This window comes from Nocardiopsis sp. JB363 (assembly GCF_900143625.1).
In the GTDB taxonomy this organism is placed as follows: Bacteria; Actinomycetota; Actinomycetes; order Streptosporangiales; family Streptosporangiaceae; genus Nocardiopsis.
Genome location: NZ_FRFF01000125.1, coordinates 1 through 15,302, shown reverse-complemented (window position 1 = coordinate 15,302; position 15,302 = coordinate 1). Strand labels below are relative to the sequence as shown.

Genomic DNA, 15,302 nt, shown 5'->3' with positions numbered 1-15,302 from the left:
CGTCCGCTCATCCTCCGGTCACCCGCGCCGCACCGCGACCAGCCCGGCCAGGAGGAGGAACAGGGTGGTGAACACCGCCAGGACCACAAGGTTCACCAGGGCCGATCCCGTCCCCACGTCGGGGCTGAGGACTCCGGTCAGGTCACGATGCGCCCACACCGTACGCTCACCGAACCAAGCCGCCGCCGGATATCCCCCGACCGGGGACAGAAGCGTCCCGGTCGGTGTGGCGAACGGAAGGAGCGGCGGGGAGGCGATGGTGGACCAGAGCCAGAACCCGGCCGTGCAGACCCGCGCCACGGTGACGGGCAGCAGCAGACCCAACAGGCAGGCCAATGCGGTCAACGCCGCCGCCCCGGGCACCACCATGGTGACGAAGGCCGCCGGCGCGGCGACCAGCGGGCGCACTCCCCCCTCGGCCACGGCCGCCGGCACCGCGCACACCATCACCACCAGGAACGGCGGCATCAAAGCCACCCCCAGGGACGCGGCCCACGTCGCGGGCATTCGGGTGTGGACACCGCAGGGGGTGGTGGCGATGAGGTCGCCCATACCGGCGCTCTGCTCCCACGACTTCCGATCGGCCAGTGCCACACCGATTCCCAGGGTGCACAGAATGCCGGTGACCAGGGTGGCACCGGCGACATGTCGAACACCGTCGGTGATCTCCGCGGGCGAACGCCAACCGATCACCAACGCCAGCAGCGCCGTCGGCACCACCACGTACCAGAGGGTGCGCCGACGCATCGCTATACGTGCCTGGTAACGCAGTGTGCCGATGAGGGCCGGGGGGAGGGAAAGAACCGTCATCCTCGCCGTTTCCTCGTCTCCTCGCGTTGCTCGACATGTCCCGTGTCCTCACATCGGGCGACCGTGCACGGTCAGGGGGCGGGGGTGAAGGGCCAGGTCCCGTCGACCACGGCGTCGGGGTTGCGGCGGCGCAGGTATTCCTGGAAACTCGCCGCCTGTTCGGCCTTCCACTTGACCTGGGAGGAGTGCAGGTCGGCGATCGGCAGTTCGGCGACCTCCGGGTACCGGGCGGCGATCTGCCAGGCCAGGCGGGCCGCGGCCAAGGCGTCGGCGGCCGCCCCGTGGGCCTCCTCCTGGGCGAGGGGCACCTGGTAGTGGGCGCACACGTCGACGAGCTTGCGCGAGCCCCGTCGGAAGGTATCGACCCTCTTGTCCAGTACCAGCGGGTCCACGACCAGGGGCAGGCCGGCCAAGGGTGAGCGGTGGCGGGCGATCTCGCGGTCGAGCAGGGTGAGGTCGTAGGGGGCGTTGTAGACCACCAGGGGCAGCCCGTCGGCGACGGCGGCCTCCATCGCGGCGGCGATCTCGGTGACGACCTCGGCGGTCGGGCGGCCTTCGGCCCGGGCCCGTTCGGTGGTGATTCCGTGGATCTCGGCGGCCTCCACGGGGATCTCGATCCCCGGGTCGGCCAGCCAGGCGGTGACCTCCTTGGTGCCGCGCGCGGGATCGATCCGCCACAGAGCGGCGGTGACGATCCGTTCGTTCTCGACGTCGAGGCCGGTGCTCTCGATGTCGAAGGCGGCCATGGGCTGGGTATGCCAGGAGGTGTTCACGTCGTTCCTCACCGTTCCGGTCGTCCGATTCCGAACACGCTAGTGACATTACAGATCACCGGTGACAAGCGGCGCCGAACCGTCCTCTGTGGGAATCCGCCTTGCCCGGCATTGCTCCGAGTGCCAGGATCTCTTCAATCGAGACGGGTGGAGCGGTGATGGAACGAAACGACCATGAGAAGACGCGAGAACGAGAGGCCGTCGCGGGCGACCCTCTCGGACTCGGTGTCCCCCCTGAGATGAACGGGCTCGCCGAACGCGGGTCATCCGCCCAGATCGCGGGTGGGAGGGGTCGGGACGCCACCGTCTCCGTCTCGGACACCGTTCGCGGGTGGCTGGTCCACATCGTTCTCTCGCTGGTCCGCGTGGTCCTGGTCACCGTCGGCATGGTCGCTCTGGTCCCCCAGGGGCTGATCCCGTTGGGGATGAACCTGGTGGGCGCGGACGATTCCCTGCGCCTGTGGCTCCTGGCCCGGTACCTACCACCGGAGTGGCAGGTCCTGGCGGCGTTGGGCTTCGTGGTCTCCGGAGCGTTGACGGTCTGGATCGGGCTGCTACAGCACCGCTGGTTGGGGACACGGCTGGTCGGTGACCTGACCCGCGACACCAAGGGCTGAGGACACCGGCCGGGGGTGAGGCCACCCCCTTCCAACGGCCCCGCCTCGGTCCCCGGGCGGGGCTCCGACCTGCGCTTGTGGTGGGATGGGGACACGGTGCAATAACGTCATCGCATGAAGTTCCTGGTACGTGAACGCGTTTTCGACATCGGCGATGATTTCTGGGTGACCGACGAACAGGGCAACAAGGTGTTCTGGGTCGACGGCAAGGCCCTGAAGATCCGCACCACCTTCGAGCTCAAGGACCCCCAGGGCAACGAGCTGATGGTGATCCGCAAGAAGCTCTTCAAGGTCCGCGACCAGATGCGGGTGGAGCACGACGGCAAGACGGTGGCGACCGTCCGCAAGCGCCTGTTCAACCCCATCCGCGACAAGCTCAACGTCGAACTGGAGGGCGCACCGGACTGGGAGGTCGTGGGGAGCTTCCTGGACAAGGAGTACTCCATCAGCGACAAGGAGGGCACCGTCGCGGTGGTCTCCCGCAAGTGGTTCCGCGTGCGGGACACCTACGCGGTCGACGTCAACACCCACCGCCGGGACCTCGCCGGTGACCCGGCGCTGGTGGTCAGCGTCGCCGTGGCCGTGGACGCCCTGACCTCCGACGACGACTGATCGGTCCCGGTCCGGGACGGCCCCCACCGCCCCGGACCGGAGACGGCCTGCGCCCGGCACTGACCACGGATCACCACTGCCCTTTGGACCACCACACGAGGACGTGCACCAACAGCATCGCGGCGTGGAGCAACGGGAGCGGCCACACCAGAGCCCAAGCCGTACCGACGGCCACCAGACGAGGCACGATCCCCCGACACAGGAATACGAGGACGGCGACCGCCATCAGGTCGAACACGACCGTCACCCGCGGCATGAAATCCGCGTAGTAGGGGTCGCCATCGACGAATCCGTAATAGAGGGGCAGCAGGACCACCGCCGCTGCGGCACCGGTCGCGACGCCCCGAACGATTCGCCACTGGGCACCCACCAGATGACCCAGCCAACCCAGCACCGGCCCGACCAGTACGGACACCAGAGTCCATCCCAGGTACTCCCGGACCTCCAGGTCGGCCGGCCCGTACAGCATGCCCAGGAGATTTCCCAGGGTGGCGGCCGACAGCACCACCGCCCCGACCGACATCGCTCGCGTCGGACCCACCGCCAGGTATCCGAACAGCACGGCCGGGACCACGAAGAGCCCGAAAGTCGGATGCGGCCACTCGTCCCACCGGTAAACGAGGAGTCCTCCGAGCCCCCCGAGGACGAACCCGGCCGTCAACGCCGCGAGGAAGAACAGCCACGTCCGACGACCCAGGAACCTCCTCGCCCTTCCTGGCAGGGACGCCGGATCCTCATCGGGCCCGAGAAGCCACCGAGACAGGAACACCACGGGACCACGCCCCCGTTTCCCGGTCATGTTCGCGTCTGTACCGTTCACGCGCGTCCTTTTCCGAGTCAGCTTCCACTGGTGGCCACGTCACCGAGGTAGTCGAGTGTCTCCTCATCCTCGAAGTAGTCGGCATGGCCCGTCTCCTCCTCGGGGTCGAGGTGATGTCCCAGACTCTCTCCGGGGTTGTTCGGGTCCTCGAAGAACTCGCCATTCGCCAGTGGTTCACCGTAGTGGTCGTCGCTGGAGTCCAGCTTGTCCCGATGTCTGATCCAATCTTCGTCCCCCTCCACCACATGGATGTCATTCGGGTCGACGGAGAGATCCGTGATGTTGTCCACGCTCGCACCGGCTCCGCCGATGAAGACCAAAGCGTCGGCGGCGAGTCCTCCCCCACCCTCCTGGCTGTCCGCAGCGCCCACCACGAGCGCCCCGAAGCTGTGGCCCATGACCGTGTTGTGCGAAGGTTCGTCGCCCCGATGGGAGGCGCGCAGCCCGTCCTGGAAGTCGATGAGTTGTTCAGCCCCCTCGGTCGGATCGAATCCGCCCCCGGGTGGCGTGTCATAACCCGTCCACACCACGCTCGCGTTTTCTTGGCCCGGTTCGCTGTTCTCCATAGCTTCCCGGATCTGCCGACCTCGAGCCGCAGGATCCTCGAAGGCTCCCATGTCATTGGACATGCCCTGAACCAGAGTCGAGACGTTGTGGGCGTGGTCAGGATCGCCATAGGAGACCGCCACTTGGCCGCCACCATCCACATACGGATCGAAATGGAGCAACAACGCGCCATCCCCTTCGATGCTCTCCTCGATCTCCCTCATCTGCTCCAGTTGGTACCAGAGATGCCCCGTTCCGGACCCGGAGAGCCGATCGATCTCCAGTTGCAGGCGGTCCCGGTTCAGTTCGTCTCGAACGACGGAAGGAATCCCGTTCTGGTTCCTCAGTTCCTCTCCGTACTCCTCCATGGCGTATTCCTGCTGGTTCGGTGCGAGATCGTGCCACCATTGCGCAACCTGTTCGGGGGTCCAGTCCTCAGCGGGAGAAAAATCGACGGTGTCGTACACTTCCCCACCAAAGAGGTAAGTCTCCTTTCCGGACATCAGACCCGCGTCCACGAAACGCTGCCACATACCCTTACATGGACCTTCTCGGAGCGCCTTGTTGGCGTCTTCCGTCTCGTCGTCGAGGTCGTTGCGGGCATCGGTGTGTTCACCCAGCAAGGAGGTACGCACGGTGTCGAGATAGGTACGTTCGGCCTCCTCTTGGGTGTCTCCGTTGATGGTGAGCGTGTCCGCGCCGTTCTCCTCTATGCGCCGCAACGCATTGGACTTGTAGGTGTCCCATCTTCCCTGGATGTCCCCTCGAACCTCCCGATACGCCTCCACCGCCTCCGCGTACAGGTCCAGGGTTCCGGATCCCCCTGTCAGGAGTTCGGCGACCGCCTGCCAGGACTCGATGTCGGAAACGGAAGCCCCCTTGATGTCCCAGGCGATGGCATCGGTGAATTCATCGGAAGCCGCCCAGAACCCACTCTCCAGATCGGCCGAGTGCCCGAGCATGGCATTCCTGGTCTCCATGAGATCTTCGGCCGAATCCCTGATCCCTGCCGGGTCGGCGTCAACGTCCTCCGGAAGCCCAAGGGTCATCGTCTCGACGGACATGGGTCCTCCTAGAAGAGATTGACTTCTCTGGGAAGAGGAACATCGACTGCGGCGAAGTCCTCTCCGCTCTCACCGTCCGTAGCGGCGATCTCGCCACCCGCTCCCTGTGTGGTCTCGGCCAGAGACCTACTGCTTCGCGCGGCCTCGACGATACGTTCGACACCTTCGGTCTCGTAATCGACGAGGGCGGTCAGTTCCTTGGCCTTATATGCGGGATCCAGGTCACCCGAGAACCGCGTCGACAGATCGTTCATGACTTCAGCCATTTCCGCAGCTCCTCCGGCTGCAGAAATCGCCTCTGGAAGGTTCACACCGGCATCGTTGATAGCAACCTCCAGGCAACGAAAAAGGGAGATTCCAATGAAATATAATGACCTCCAGGATCTTATCCATATCTGGCCGGGACACCGATCCCAGAAACGTGAACGATTTAATCGTGCGTTCATGAGATCTCTCGTTCTCGCTCTTCCGGAGACCGGCGGAGACCCGGTGCCGCGGCGACTCTGACCACATCCGGCCACCTTGCGCGATCCTCGACCACACCCGCGGCAAGAGGAGGCACCTTCAACGGTGATCCTCGGTCCCGACCAGGCGAATCGGAGTCGGTCCTGTCCAAGCGGACCGCTCAGGTGCGTGCGGACCACCACCCGGGGTCGGTCATCGACATCCGGTCCGGTGGCCGCCACCGCCCTCCGAACCGGGTAGTGGGCTGTAGTGTCCGGACCCTCGTGCGGCCGCCAGACTGTCGGTGTCAACGGCGGAGACGACCGGCGAGGAGCCGAATATGAGGGACGTGTGGCGGGGGCCGCTTCGGGCGTGCGGATACCTACTGGTGACCGGGGCCGCCGGTCTGGTGGGGTTGGTCCTGTTGCCACTGAGCCTGGTGGTGGTGACGCTGATCGCGGTGGCCGGGCTCGGGTTGTTGCTGCTCCCCCACTGGGCGGGCTTCCTCGTGGGTTGGGCCGACCTGCATCGCCACCGTGCCGCCCGGCTGCTCGGCGAGGAGGTCCCCGTGCTGTCGGCTCCCGCCTCCCGAGGGTTACGGGTGACACTGCGCGACCCCGTCGTCAGACGCGTCCTGGTGTGGGTGCCCGTGTTCACCGTGGTGAGCCTGGGCGCGGGCTTGGTGGGTCTGCTCCTGCCCGGTCTGGTGCTCAACACGCTCCAGGCCCTGCTGTGGTGGGTCTTCCCCGCCGGGCTCGAACCGGTCATGTACGGGTTCCCCATCGACGGGTGGGCGATCGCGCTGGCCGGCGTGGTCGCACAGGCGGTGCTGTTCGTGGTGCTCGCCCTGTGGGTGGTCCGGCCCCTGGCCCCGGCGCACGCCCGGCTGTGTCTGCGGATGCTGGCCCCCTCCGAGACGGAGGTGCTGGCGGAGCGGGTGGACCGACTGAGCCGCACCCGTGCGGACGTGGTGGACACCCACGGAGCCGAACTGCGCCGGATCGAACGCGACCTGCACGACGGCACCCAGGCCCGGCTCGTGTCCATCGCCATGCAGTTGGGCGTGGCCAGGGAAGCGGTATCGGACCCCCAGGTCGCGACCCTGTTGGAACGGGCCCACGAGGGCGCCGAGGAGGCGATGGTGGAACTGCGCGAGGTCATCCGACACGTGTACCCGCCGATCCTCGCCGACCGCGGCCTCCCGGGGGCACTGACCTCCCTGGCGGCGCGCACCTCCGTTCCGGTGCGGTTGGACGTGGCCGATCCCGGTGGGCTTCCGGTGGCCGTGGAGACCGCCGCCTACTACGTGGTCACCGAGGCGGTCGCCAACGCGGTCCGACACGGTGACGCGGAGTCGATCTCGGTGCGGCTGACCCGGGAAGCGGGCCTGCTTCGGGTGGAGGTGCTCGACGACGGCCGCGGTGGGGTCGACGAGACCTCGGGCAGCGGGGTGAGCGGGCTGCGGCGCAGGGTCGCCGCCCTGGACGGACGGGTGACCGTGGACAGCCCCGTGGGCGGCCCCACGGTGATCGGTGCGGAGCTGCCGTGCGGATCGTGATCGCCGAGGACAACGTGCTGCTGTCCGAAGGGTTGAAGCTGCTGTTGGGCACCCGAGGCCACGAGGTGGTGGCGGTGGCCGAGGACGCCGCGGGGTTCGCCGCCGCGGTGCGGGAGCACTCCCCCGACCTCGCCATCGTGGACGTGCGGCTGCCACCGGGCTTTCGCGACGAGGGCGTCCACGCCGCCATCGCCGCGCGGGACGAACACCCGGGCCTGCCGATCCTGGTCCTGTCGCAGTACGTGGAACAGGACTACGCCGGTGAGCTGCTCTCCGACGGTCGCGGCGGGGTGGGCTACCTGCTCAAGGACCGGGTGGGGCGGGTGAGCGAGTTCGTCGACGCTTTGGACCGGGTGGTCGAGGGCGGGACCGTGATGGACCCGGAGGTGGTCCGCCAACTGCTCACCCGACGCCCCCAGGACCCCCTGGAATCCTTGACCGCGCGGGAGTTGGAGGTGCTGGCGCTGATGGCGGAGGGGCGCGGCAACGGTGAGATCGCCGAGCTGCTGTTCGTGACCGCGAACGCCGTGCACAAGCACATCGGCAACATCTTCGCCAAGCTCGGGTTGGCCCCGACGGACAGTGGCCACCGGCGGGTCCGCGCCGTCCTGGCCCACCTCGGGCACCGGTGAACGGTCAGCTTCCGGCCGCGGCGGCCTCGGCCTTCGCCTCCCGGGCGTCACGTCGGGTGAGCAGGGCACCGGCGACGGCGGCGGTGAAGAACATCAGCACCCCGTAGACCGCGGACGGGATGGCGATCTCGGTGCTGTTCAGGACGGTGATGGCGATGGTCATCGACAGGGTGGTGTTGTGCAGGCCGATCTCCATGCAGGAGGCGATGGCTTCGGGGCGCTTCGTACCGACGATGCGCGGCGCCCAGTAGCCCACGGTCAGGCTCACCACGTTGAAGAGCAACACCATGAGGCCCACGGAGACGATGTACTGCGGCAGGTTCGCCCACTCGGCGGCGATCGCGCCGACGATCACCGCGACCAACACGAGGCTGGAGCCCAGCTTGACCGGCCGCTCCATGCGTTCGGCGAAGGAGGTCAGCTTCGCCCGGACGACCATGCCGATCGCGACGGGGACGAGGATGACCGCGAACACCTGGATCATCTTCCCGGGCTGGAGACCGATGGTGCCGCCCTCGGTGAAGTAGCCCAGCGAGAACCCGGTGATGAGCGGCAGGGTGACGATGGCGGTGACCGAGTTGATCGCGGTCAGCGAGATGTTGAGCGCGACGTTGCCCTTGAACAGATAGCTGTACAGGCTCGCGGTGGTGCCGCCGGGGGAGGCCGCCATCATCATCATGCCCACCGCCAACAGCGGTGACAGGTCGAGGTACTCGACGAAGACCAGGACCAGACCGAAGCAGAAGACCGGCAGCAGGATGATCTGGCAGCCGAGGATGATCAGGATCGTCCAAGGCATGGAGAGCAGTCGGGTGAAGTCCCGGACCGTCAGGCTGAGGCCGAGGCCGAGCATGATGACGCCGAGGGCGGCCGGCAGGCCGACCGTGGTGAGGGCCGAGTCCATGAGGGACTCCTTGGGGGATGGGCCGGCGACGCGGCCGAGCTGTCGGGACGCAGGTCCCGTGGGCGCGGTCGTGGTGCGCACGAAGAAAAGCGTCGATCAGTGACCCACGCCACAAGTTACCTGCAAGTAGAGATGGTGGCATGGGTCATGTCGCCTGGCAAGGGTTCCCAACCTCGGGTCAGGCGGCCGGCCAGGAGCTTCCGGTGAGGTCGTAGGCCAGGTGGAACCACACCTTGCGGATACTCGGGTGGCCGTTGTCGCCCCAGGTGGTGGCGAAGCTGTCGATCAGGGCCAGCCCACGGCCGTCCTCCGCGGTGAGCCGGTCCTCCGGCACGGCGGCGAACAGGTGTCCGCCCTCGCCCTCCACCGCACTGGTGGGCATTCCGTTGTCGCGGCAGGTCACGGTCATCCCGTTCGGGCCGCGGTCCACCCGGATCACGAAGGTCTCGTCGGGCTCACCCGACCGGCTGTGCCGGATCGCGTTGGTGGCCAGCTCGGCCCCCAACAGGGTGAACACGTACTGGTAGTCGGAGTCCCGGCCGGCGGCACAGGTCTCCAGGAAGGCCCTGACCAGGGGAACGCTCACCGGTTCCCCGGCGAACTCCCATCGGCGTTTGGCGAACGGCACCGGCACCCGCCCGTTGAAGTAGTGCCGGTATTCGCCCGGGACCCCCGTGAGGACGTCTTCCTCGGTGGTGGTGAGGCTCGGCACGGCAACGAGCGTGGGCATGACTGACTCCTTGGGCGGGGTGGCTCGACGGGCGTGCGAACCATAGCGGGGGCGGCTGCGGGAGGGTTCGAGGGGGGAGGGGCTCGAACCGGTATGACCTTACGCGATCACATCGTCGCCGACCAGAGGTCCCGGGTGTGGTGAGTCACCCGAATTCGTCGGTCCGATCGCGCCACCGCTGCGACTTCGGCCGGTTCGTCCCCCGCTCCCCGCTCCCCTATCCCGCGGCCGCCAAAGCCTCCTTGGCCGCGGCCTCGGCACGGTCACGGTCGGCGTCCACCAGTGCGATACGGGTGCGCCGCTCCAACAGGTCGGCCTCGTCCATGGCCCCCTCGTGGCGCACCGCGAACCGCAGTTCGGCCGGGGTGATCCCGCACGCCACCGGGACCAACAGTTCGGGGTCGCCCTCCGCCTCGGCCACCACGGCGGACGCCTCCGTCCCGTACCGGGAGACCAGGTGGCGCGGGGCTTCGAGAGCGTCCAGTTCCTCGGGGGAGGCCGCGCCCACCAGCGGCAGTTCCCTGGTCCGGCAGGAACCCGCGGGGAGCCGGTGTTCGGCGACGGCCGCGTCCACGGCCTCCTCCGCCATCGCGCGGTAGGTGGTGAGCTTGCCGCCGACCACGGTGACGGAACCGTTCGGCGCCACCGACACCAGATGCTCGCGGGACAGTTCGGCGGTGGAGCCGTCCCCGTGCAGCAACGGGCGCAGTCCGGCGAAGGAGCCGATGACGTCGGCCCGGGTCAGCTCGGTGGACAGGGCTCGGTTGAACTGGGCGAGGAGGAAGTCGACGTCCGCCTCGGGGACCTCGGGCACCCGAGGTACGGGACCGTCGAGCGGTTCGTCGGTGAGGCCCGCGAAGACGCGTCCGTCCGGCTGGGGCAGCGCGAACACGAACCGGCTGACGCTGCCGGGCAACGGCACGGTCAGCGCGGCGCGAGGGTGTCCCAGCGCCGCGCCGTCCAGGACCAGGTGGGTGCCGCGGCTGGGGCTCAGCCGGATCCTCGGATCGAGGGTGTCGGCGTGCACACCGGTGGCGTTGACGACCGCGCGCGGACGCACCGGGATGAGCCGCCCGTCGGTCTCGTCACGGAGGACGACGCCGTCGGCGGTGATGCTCTCGGCGGAGCAGCGGGTGATGACGCGGGCGCCCTGTCCGGCGGCGGTGCGCGCGATCGCCACGACCAGGCGGGCGTCGTCGACGAGTTGGCCGTCGAAGGAGAGGATGCCGCCGAGCAGCCCGTCCGGGTCGACGGTGGGGAGCAGGCGAAGGGTCTGGCGGGTGCTGAGCAGTCGAGGTCCGCGCAGGACCGAGGAGGGGGTGCCGGACAGTATGCGCAGGAGGTCGCCGCCGCCCATCCCGGCGCGGACGGCCAGGGCCCGGGCCACGCCGGCGTCCCGGTGCACGGGGATCACCATGGGCAGGGGGCGGACCAGATGGGGCGCGGTGACGCGCATGAGGACGTCGCGTTCGCGGGCACTCTCGTAGGCGATGCCGACCTGGCCCTTGGCGAGGTAGCGCAGCCCGCCGTGGACGAGCTTGGAGCTCCATCGGCTGGTGCCGAAGGCGAGGTCCTCGCGTTCGACGAGGACGGTGGACAGCCCGCGGGACGCAGCGTCCAGGGCCACTCCGGCTCCGGTGACGCCACCGCCGACCACCAGCAGGTCCACGTCGGGGCGGGCCTCCAGATCGGCGAGGTCGGCGGCGCGGCGGGTCGTGTTCAGGGAGGTGGACCGGCTCATGCGTGTTCCTTTCTGGGAGCGGCGACGACCGTTGCGGCACGAGGGCCGAGAGGCTCGCCTTGGCGTTCGTTCGCTTCCGAGCTCAAGGCCGGAGGTAGCCGTCCAGGAGGGTGGACAGTTCGCCGACCAGCCCGTCGGTATCGATGACCTCGGCGAACAGGCGGTGGGAGGTGACGGTGTTCTGCACGGTCACCATGAACAGGTGGGCGAGGACCGCGGGGTCGCCGTCCCGGATGGAACCATCGGCTTGGCCTTCGACGATGGCGGGCTGGACCAGTTCGAGCGCGGCCGTGTGACTGCTGCCGAGCCGGTGGAAGGTATAGGTGACCAGGAGTTCGGGTTCGGTGTCGATGATCCGACCGACGAGGGGGTGGGCGAGCATCGCCCAGGCGACCCTGGTGGCGTGTCGCACCAGGCCCGCGCGGACGCTCTCGTCGACGTCGTCGCTCTCGGCGTCCACCTCCTCGGCGATGAGGATGCGGCGAAGTTCACGGGTGAGCAGGTCCGCGACGAGGGCGGTGACGTCGGGCCAGCGACGGTAGACGGTGGGACGGCTGACCCCGGCTCGGCGGGCCACGTCGGTCAGGGTGGTGCGTCGTACACCGAACGCCTCGACATTGGCGCGGGCCGCGTCCAGGATCTCGTCCTCTACGTTACGTTTTGACGCCATGTGTAAAACTGTAGAGCATGACCCACGATGCGCAAGACTCCCCCGCCCCGAACACCGCAAGCGCCGTCACCGGCCCGGTCGGCGGGGCCTCGGACACCGCACCGGAGATGAGCTGGTTCGCCTGGGGCGACCCCGACCAGGCCGCCGAGCTCGACCCCGCCACGCGTGACCTCATCTCACAGGTCCTGCGCACCCGCACCGAGGACATGCCCCCGGTCGCGGAGGAGGACGTGTCCCTGCCCGACCCGCGCCTGGCCGAACGTCTCCGCGACGCGCTCTCCGAGGTCGTCGGCGCCGAACACGTGCGCACCGACGCACCCACCCGTCTTCGTCACAGCGGCGGCAAGAGCACGCCCGACCTGCTCGCCCGCCGCTCCGGCCGGGCCGACCTCGCACCCGACGCCGTACTGTTCCCCGCCGACCACGACCAGGTGGAACGGCTCCTGGCGCTGTGCTCGGCCGAACGCGTGGCGGTGGTCCCCTTCGGTGGCGGCACCAGTGTGGTCGGCGGTCTCACCCCGGTCAGCGGGGACTTCCCGGTGGTCGTCTCCCTGGACCTGCGGCGGCTCGACCGGTTGGTGTCCCTGGACGTCACCTCCCTGACCGCGGTGTTGGGCGCGGGCGTGCGCACCCCGCACGCCGAGGCCATGCTGGCCGAGCACGGCCTGACTCTGGGGCACATGCCGCAGAGCTTCGAGTACGCCACCATCGGTGGGTACGCCGCCACCCGCTCCAGTGGTCAGGCCTCCTCCGGTTACGGCCGGTTCGAGGACATGGTCATGGGCATGCGGGTGGCCACCCCGCGCGGCACCTTGGAACTGGGAGGGCCGCCCGCCTCCGCCGCCGGCCCCGACCTGCGTCGGCTCATGGTGGGTTCGGAGGGCACCCTGGGGGTGATCACGGAGGTCGCCGTGCGCGTGCGGCCCCGACCCGAACGCGTCCTGGACGAGGCCTGGTCCTTCCCCGATTACACGACCGGCGTGACGGCGCTGCGCGCACTCGCCCAGTCGGACGTGCGCCCCACCATGGCGCGGTTGTCCGACGAGACCGAGACGTTCGTGAACGCCGCGTTGGGCGGCCGTGAGGCCACGCCCGGCTGCCAGGCGGTGTTGGGCTTCGAGGGCACCGAGGCCGAGGTGGCGGCGCGCGCGGCCACCGTGCACGAGGTGATGGTGACGGCGGGCGGCAGCCCGCTGGGATCGGACCCGGTGGCGCACTGGCGCGAGAACCGGTTCAGCGCCCCGTACCTGCGCGACACCCTGCTGTCCGCGGGCATCCTCGCCGAGACCCTGGAGACCGCGGCGACCTGGAGCGACCTGCTGCCGCTGTACCGGGCCGTGGTGGGCGCCCTGACGGACGCGCTGGACGACGACGTGAGCGGTGTGGTGGTGCTGTGCCACGTCTCGCACACCTACCCGACCGGGGCGTCCCTGTACTTCACGGTGGCCACGGGTGCGGGCGAGGACCCGTCGGCACGCTGGGCCGGGGCCAAGCGAGCGGCTTCGGACGCGATCGTCGCCAACGGCGGCACCATCACCCACCACCACGCGGTGGGCACCGATCACCGGCCGTGGATGACGGCGGAGCTGGGTCCGCTCGGCGCCGAGGTACTACGCGCGGTGAAGTCCGCTCTGGACCCGGAGGGCGTGCTCAACCCCGGCAAGCTCATCCCCGACGCCTGAGGCGTTTCGAGCGGGTAGGGCCTCGCGGGTCCTACCCGCCCAGGCGTTCGGTGACCTCGACGGCCAGGTCCTCCAGGACGTCCAGGTCCTCTTCTGGTTCCACCGGGCCGTCCGTGCGGTGGAACAGGCTCACCCGCGCGTTGTCGAACGAGTACTCCAGGGAGGACCACAGTTCGTCGGGCCGTTCCTCGTCCACCGGAGCCGACGCCGTGGCGTATCCCCCGTCCCCCACCGACAGCGAACGCCACTCCACGGCGCGCATGGGCGGGTCGCCGTACTCCATCTCGAAGTCGTCCGCCTCGCGGGCGAGCCGTCCTTCGGCGACCATCTCCCGCATGCGGCGCACGCTCTCTTCCTCGCCGGGGTCGTACAGCACCACTTGAAGACTGAAGTGGGCGGTGCCGCCGTCGACGTCGTCGGCCGCCTCGCAGTGGGCGACCCGGAGCACACCCTCTTCCGCCGGCTCGTCCACGATCTCGCCGCTCGGCTCGATCGCGTCGGCCCCGGGCAGACGTTCGGCCAGGTCGGCGGGGAGCAGGTCGGCGCAGCCCTCGGGCAAGGCGACGCCCTCCTCGTGGGTGTTCTCCGACCACACGTACAGCCCACCCAGAACCAGTGCCGTCACCGCGCCGACACCCGCGAGGGCGAGCGGGAGGCGTCGGCGGTTCCGCTCGGGTGGTTCCGTGTTCACTCTCGGGCTTTCCGTCTGTCGTGGTGGTGGGTCGGGGGTCCGTCCGGCGGGACCGGGTTCGAGAACCACGGGACCCCGCCGGACGGACGGGTCACTTCTCGGCGACCCTGGAGACGCGGCTCTCCAGGTCGGAGGCGCTGCTCTCGACCGTGGCGTACACGGTCTCGATGTCGGCACCGCCACTGTTCGTGCCGATCACGACCGCGCCGGCCGCGTTGCCCGACAGGAACACGCTCGCGCCGAAGCCGCCGCCCTCGCCGAACTCGCCACCGTCCATGGTCGAGACGACGGTCATGCCGCGTTCACCGATGCTGCTCTCGTCCCACAGAACCTGCCCCTCGGGGCCGTAGTCCACGTCGAGGTCGCTGACCACACCCGGTTCGGTGGCATCCGCTCCGAACTCCTCCGCCGGGTCGAACTCCTCCTCCAGGATCTCCTGGAGCTGTTCCTCGGTGTCGGGGTGCTCCATGTCGAAGAGCTCGACGTGGAAGGAGACCATCAGGTCACCGGACTCGCCCTCGCACGACATCTCCCCGTAGGAACCGTCGGACGAGCCGCCCTCCGGATCGAAGCCACCGTCGAAGGAGGGCATCGGACCGAAGTCGGAGTCCTCCAGCGAGTTGCCCTCGAACAGGAGAGCGCAGTCGTCGGGCATGGACACGTACTCACCGCCGGAGGACGCCCACACCGCGATCCCGGCGATCCCGCCGATCAACACGACCGCACCGATGGCGCCACCGATGATGAGCCCCGTCTTCTTCTTGGGCTGCTCCGGGCCGCCGGGCCCTTGCGGCCCGTACCCGGGCGGCGGGTACTGCGGGGGCTGCTGTCCGTATCCGGGCGGCGGACCCTGCGGAGGCGGACCCTGAGGGGCGAAACCGGGCGGCGGGCCCTGCGGACCGGGCCCTTGCGGCCCGTAGCCGGGGGGCGGCCCCTGGGGCGGCTGTTGCCCGTACCCGGGCGGCGGGCCTTGCGGGGGTTGCCCGGGCTGTCCGGGCTGTCCGGGGA

At 69.1% G+C, this 15,302-nt stretch carries 16 protein-coding genes; 5 read left to right on the top strand and 11 right to left on the bottom strand.

Annotation, left to right across the window (positions count from 1 at the left end):
- Positions 1–18: 18 nt before the first annotated feature.
- Together BQ8420_RS18350 and BQ8420_RS18345 are read right to left on the bottom strand one after the other, a co-directional pair.
- Entirely contained in the window at positions 19–810 is a 792-nt protein-coding gene (locus BQ8420_RS18350) for a hypothetical protein (protein ID WP_087100363.1), read from the bottom strand.
- 71 nt (positions 811–881) lie between these two features.
- Complete coding sequence (locus BQ8420_RS18345; protein WP_087100362.1) at positions 882–1,583, bottom strand: exonuclease domain-containing protein; 702 nt, start codon at positions 1,581–1,583, stop codon at positions 882–884.
- Positions 1,584–1,741: 158 nt separating this feature from the next.
- Between BQ8420_RS18345 and BQ8420_RS18340 the strand changes: the two genes are divergently transcribed.
- Positions 1,742–2,200 (top strand): hypothetical protein, encoded by a 459-nt coding sequence (locus BQ8420_RS18340; protein ID WP_087100361.1) that lies wholly within the window; start codon positions 1,742–1,744, stop codon positions 2,198–2,200.
- A 114-nt stretch (positions 2,201–2,314) separates the two neighbouring features.
- Positions 2,315–2,812, top strand: coding sequence for an LURP-one-related/scramblase family protein (locus BQ8420_RS18335; protein WP_087100360.1), 498 nt, complete (start codon positions 2,315–2,317; stop codon positions 2,810–2,812).
- A gap of 70 nt (positions 2,813–2,882) precedes the next feature.
- Here the strand turns inward: BQ8420_RS18335 and BQ8420_RS18330 are convergent, their stop codons facing one another.
- From BQ8420_RS18330 to BQ8420_RS18320, 3 genes are read right to left on the bottom strand one after another with little or no spacing between them, the layout of a single operon-like run.
- Entirely contained in the window at positions 2,883–3,611 is a 729-nt protein-coding gene (locus BQ8420_RS18330) for a hypothetical protein (protein WP_087100359.1), read from the bottom strand.
- A 38-nt stretch (positions 3,612–3,649) separates the two neighbouring features.
- Positions 3,650–5,242 carry an alpha/beta hydrolase gene (locus tag BQ8420_RS18325; protein ID WP_087100358.1) on the bottom strand — a complete coding sequence of 531 codons (1,593 nt, stop codon included), beginning with the start codon at positions 5,240–5,242 and terminating at the stop codon, positions 3,650–3,652.
- 8 nt (positions 5,243–5,250) lie between these two features.
- A complete protein-coding gene (locus tag BQ8420_RS18320; protein ID WP_087100357.1) occupies positions 5,251–5,508 on the bottom strand; it encodes a hypothetical protein in 258 nt (85 codons plus the stop codon).
- A gap of 518 nt (positions 5,509–6,026) precedes the next feature.
- On the opposite strand from BQ8420_RS18320, the gene BQ8420_RS18315 reads away from it, so the two are divergent.
- Together BQ8420_RS18315 and BQ8420_RS18310 are read left to right on the top strand one after the other, a co-directional pair.
- Positions 6,027–7,244 carry a sensor histidine kinase gene (locus BQ8420_RS18315; RefSeq protein WP_087100356.1) on the top strand — a complete coding sequence of 406 codons (1,218 nt, stop codon included), beginning with the start codon at positions 6,027–6,029 and terminating at the stop codon, positions 7,242–7,244.
- Positions 7,232–7,876 carry a response regulator transcription factor gene (locus BQ8420_RS18310; protein ID WP_087100355.1) on the top strand — a complete coding sequence of 215 codons (645 nt, stop codon included), beginning with the start codon at positions 7,232–7,234 and terminating at the stop codon, positions 7,874–7,876. Before BQ8420_RS18315 ends, BQ8420_RS18310 begins: the two co-directional genes overlap by 13 nt.
- Before the next feature lie 4 nt (positions 7,877–7,880).
- Here the strand turns inward: BQ8420_RS18310 and BQ8420_RS18305 are convergent, their stop codons facing one another.
- The 4 genes from BQ8420_RS18305 to BQ8420_RS18290 form a co-directional block, all read right to left on the bottom strand.
- Positions 7,881–8,780: a bile acid:sodium symporter family protein gene (locus BQ8420_RS18305; RefSeq protein WP_087100354.1), complete on the bottom strand. Its 900-nt coding sequence runs from the start codon at positions 8,778–8,780 to the stop codon at positions 7,881–7,883.
- Between the two features lie 178 nt (positions 8,781–8,958).
- On the bottom strand, positions 8,959–9,510 hold the full coding sequence (locus BQ8420_RS18300; protein WP_087100353.1) for an ATP-binding protein: 552 nt from the start codon (positions 9,508–9,510) through the stop codon (positions 8,959–8,961).
- 217 nt (positions 9,511–9,727) lie between these two features.
- A complete protein-coding gene (locus BQ8420_RS18295) occupies positions 9,728–11,251 on the bottom strand; it encodes a glycerol-3-phosphate dehydrogenase/oxidase (RefSeq protein WP_087100352.1) in 1,524 nt (507 codons plus the stop codon).
- Between the two features lie 82 nt (positions 11,252–11,333).
- Entirely contained in the window at positions 11,334–11,921 is a 588-nt protein-coding gene (locus tag BQ8420_RS18290; RefSeq protein WP_087100351.1) for a TetR/AcrR family transcriptional regulator, read from the bottom strand.
- Between the two features lie 17 nt (positions 11,922–11,938).
- Here BQ8420_RS18290 and BQ8420_RS18285 point away from each other — a divergent pair, with 17 nt between their 5' ends.
- Entirely contained in the window at positions 11,939–13,603 is a 1,665-nt protein-coding gene (locus BQ8420_RS18285) for an FAD-binding oxidoreductase (RefSeq protein ID WP_369825516.1), read from the top strand.
- A 31-nt stretch (positions 13,604–13,634) separates the two neighbouring features.
- On the opposite strand, the gene BQ8420_RS18280 is transcribed toward BQ8420_RS18285, so the two are convergent.
- Entirely contained in the window at positions 13,635–14,294 is a 660-nt protein-coding gene (locus BQ8420_RS18280) for a hypothetical protein (protein ID WP_087100350.1), read from the bottom strand.
- 91 nt (positions 14,295–14,385) lie between these two features.
- Positions 14,386–15,302: hypothetical protein (locus BQ8420_RS18275; protein WP_235006345.1), on the bottom strand; the 917-nt coding region annotated here is incomplete at its 5' end.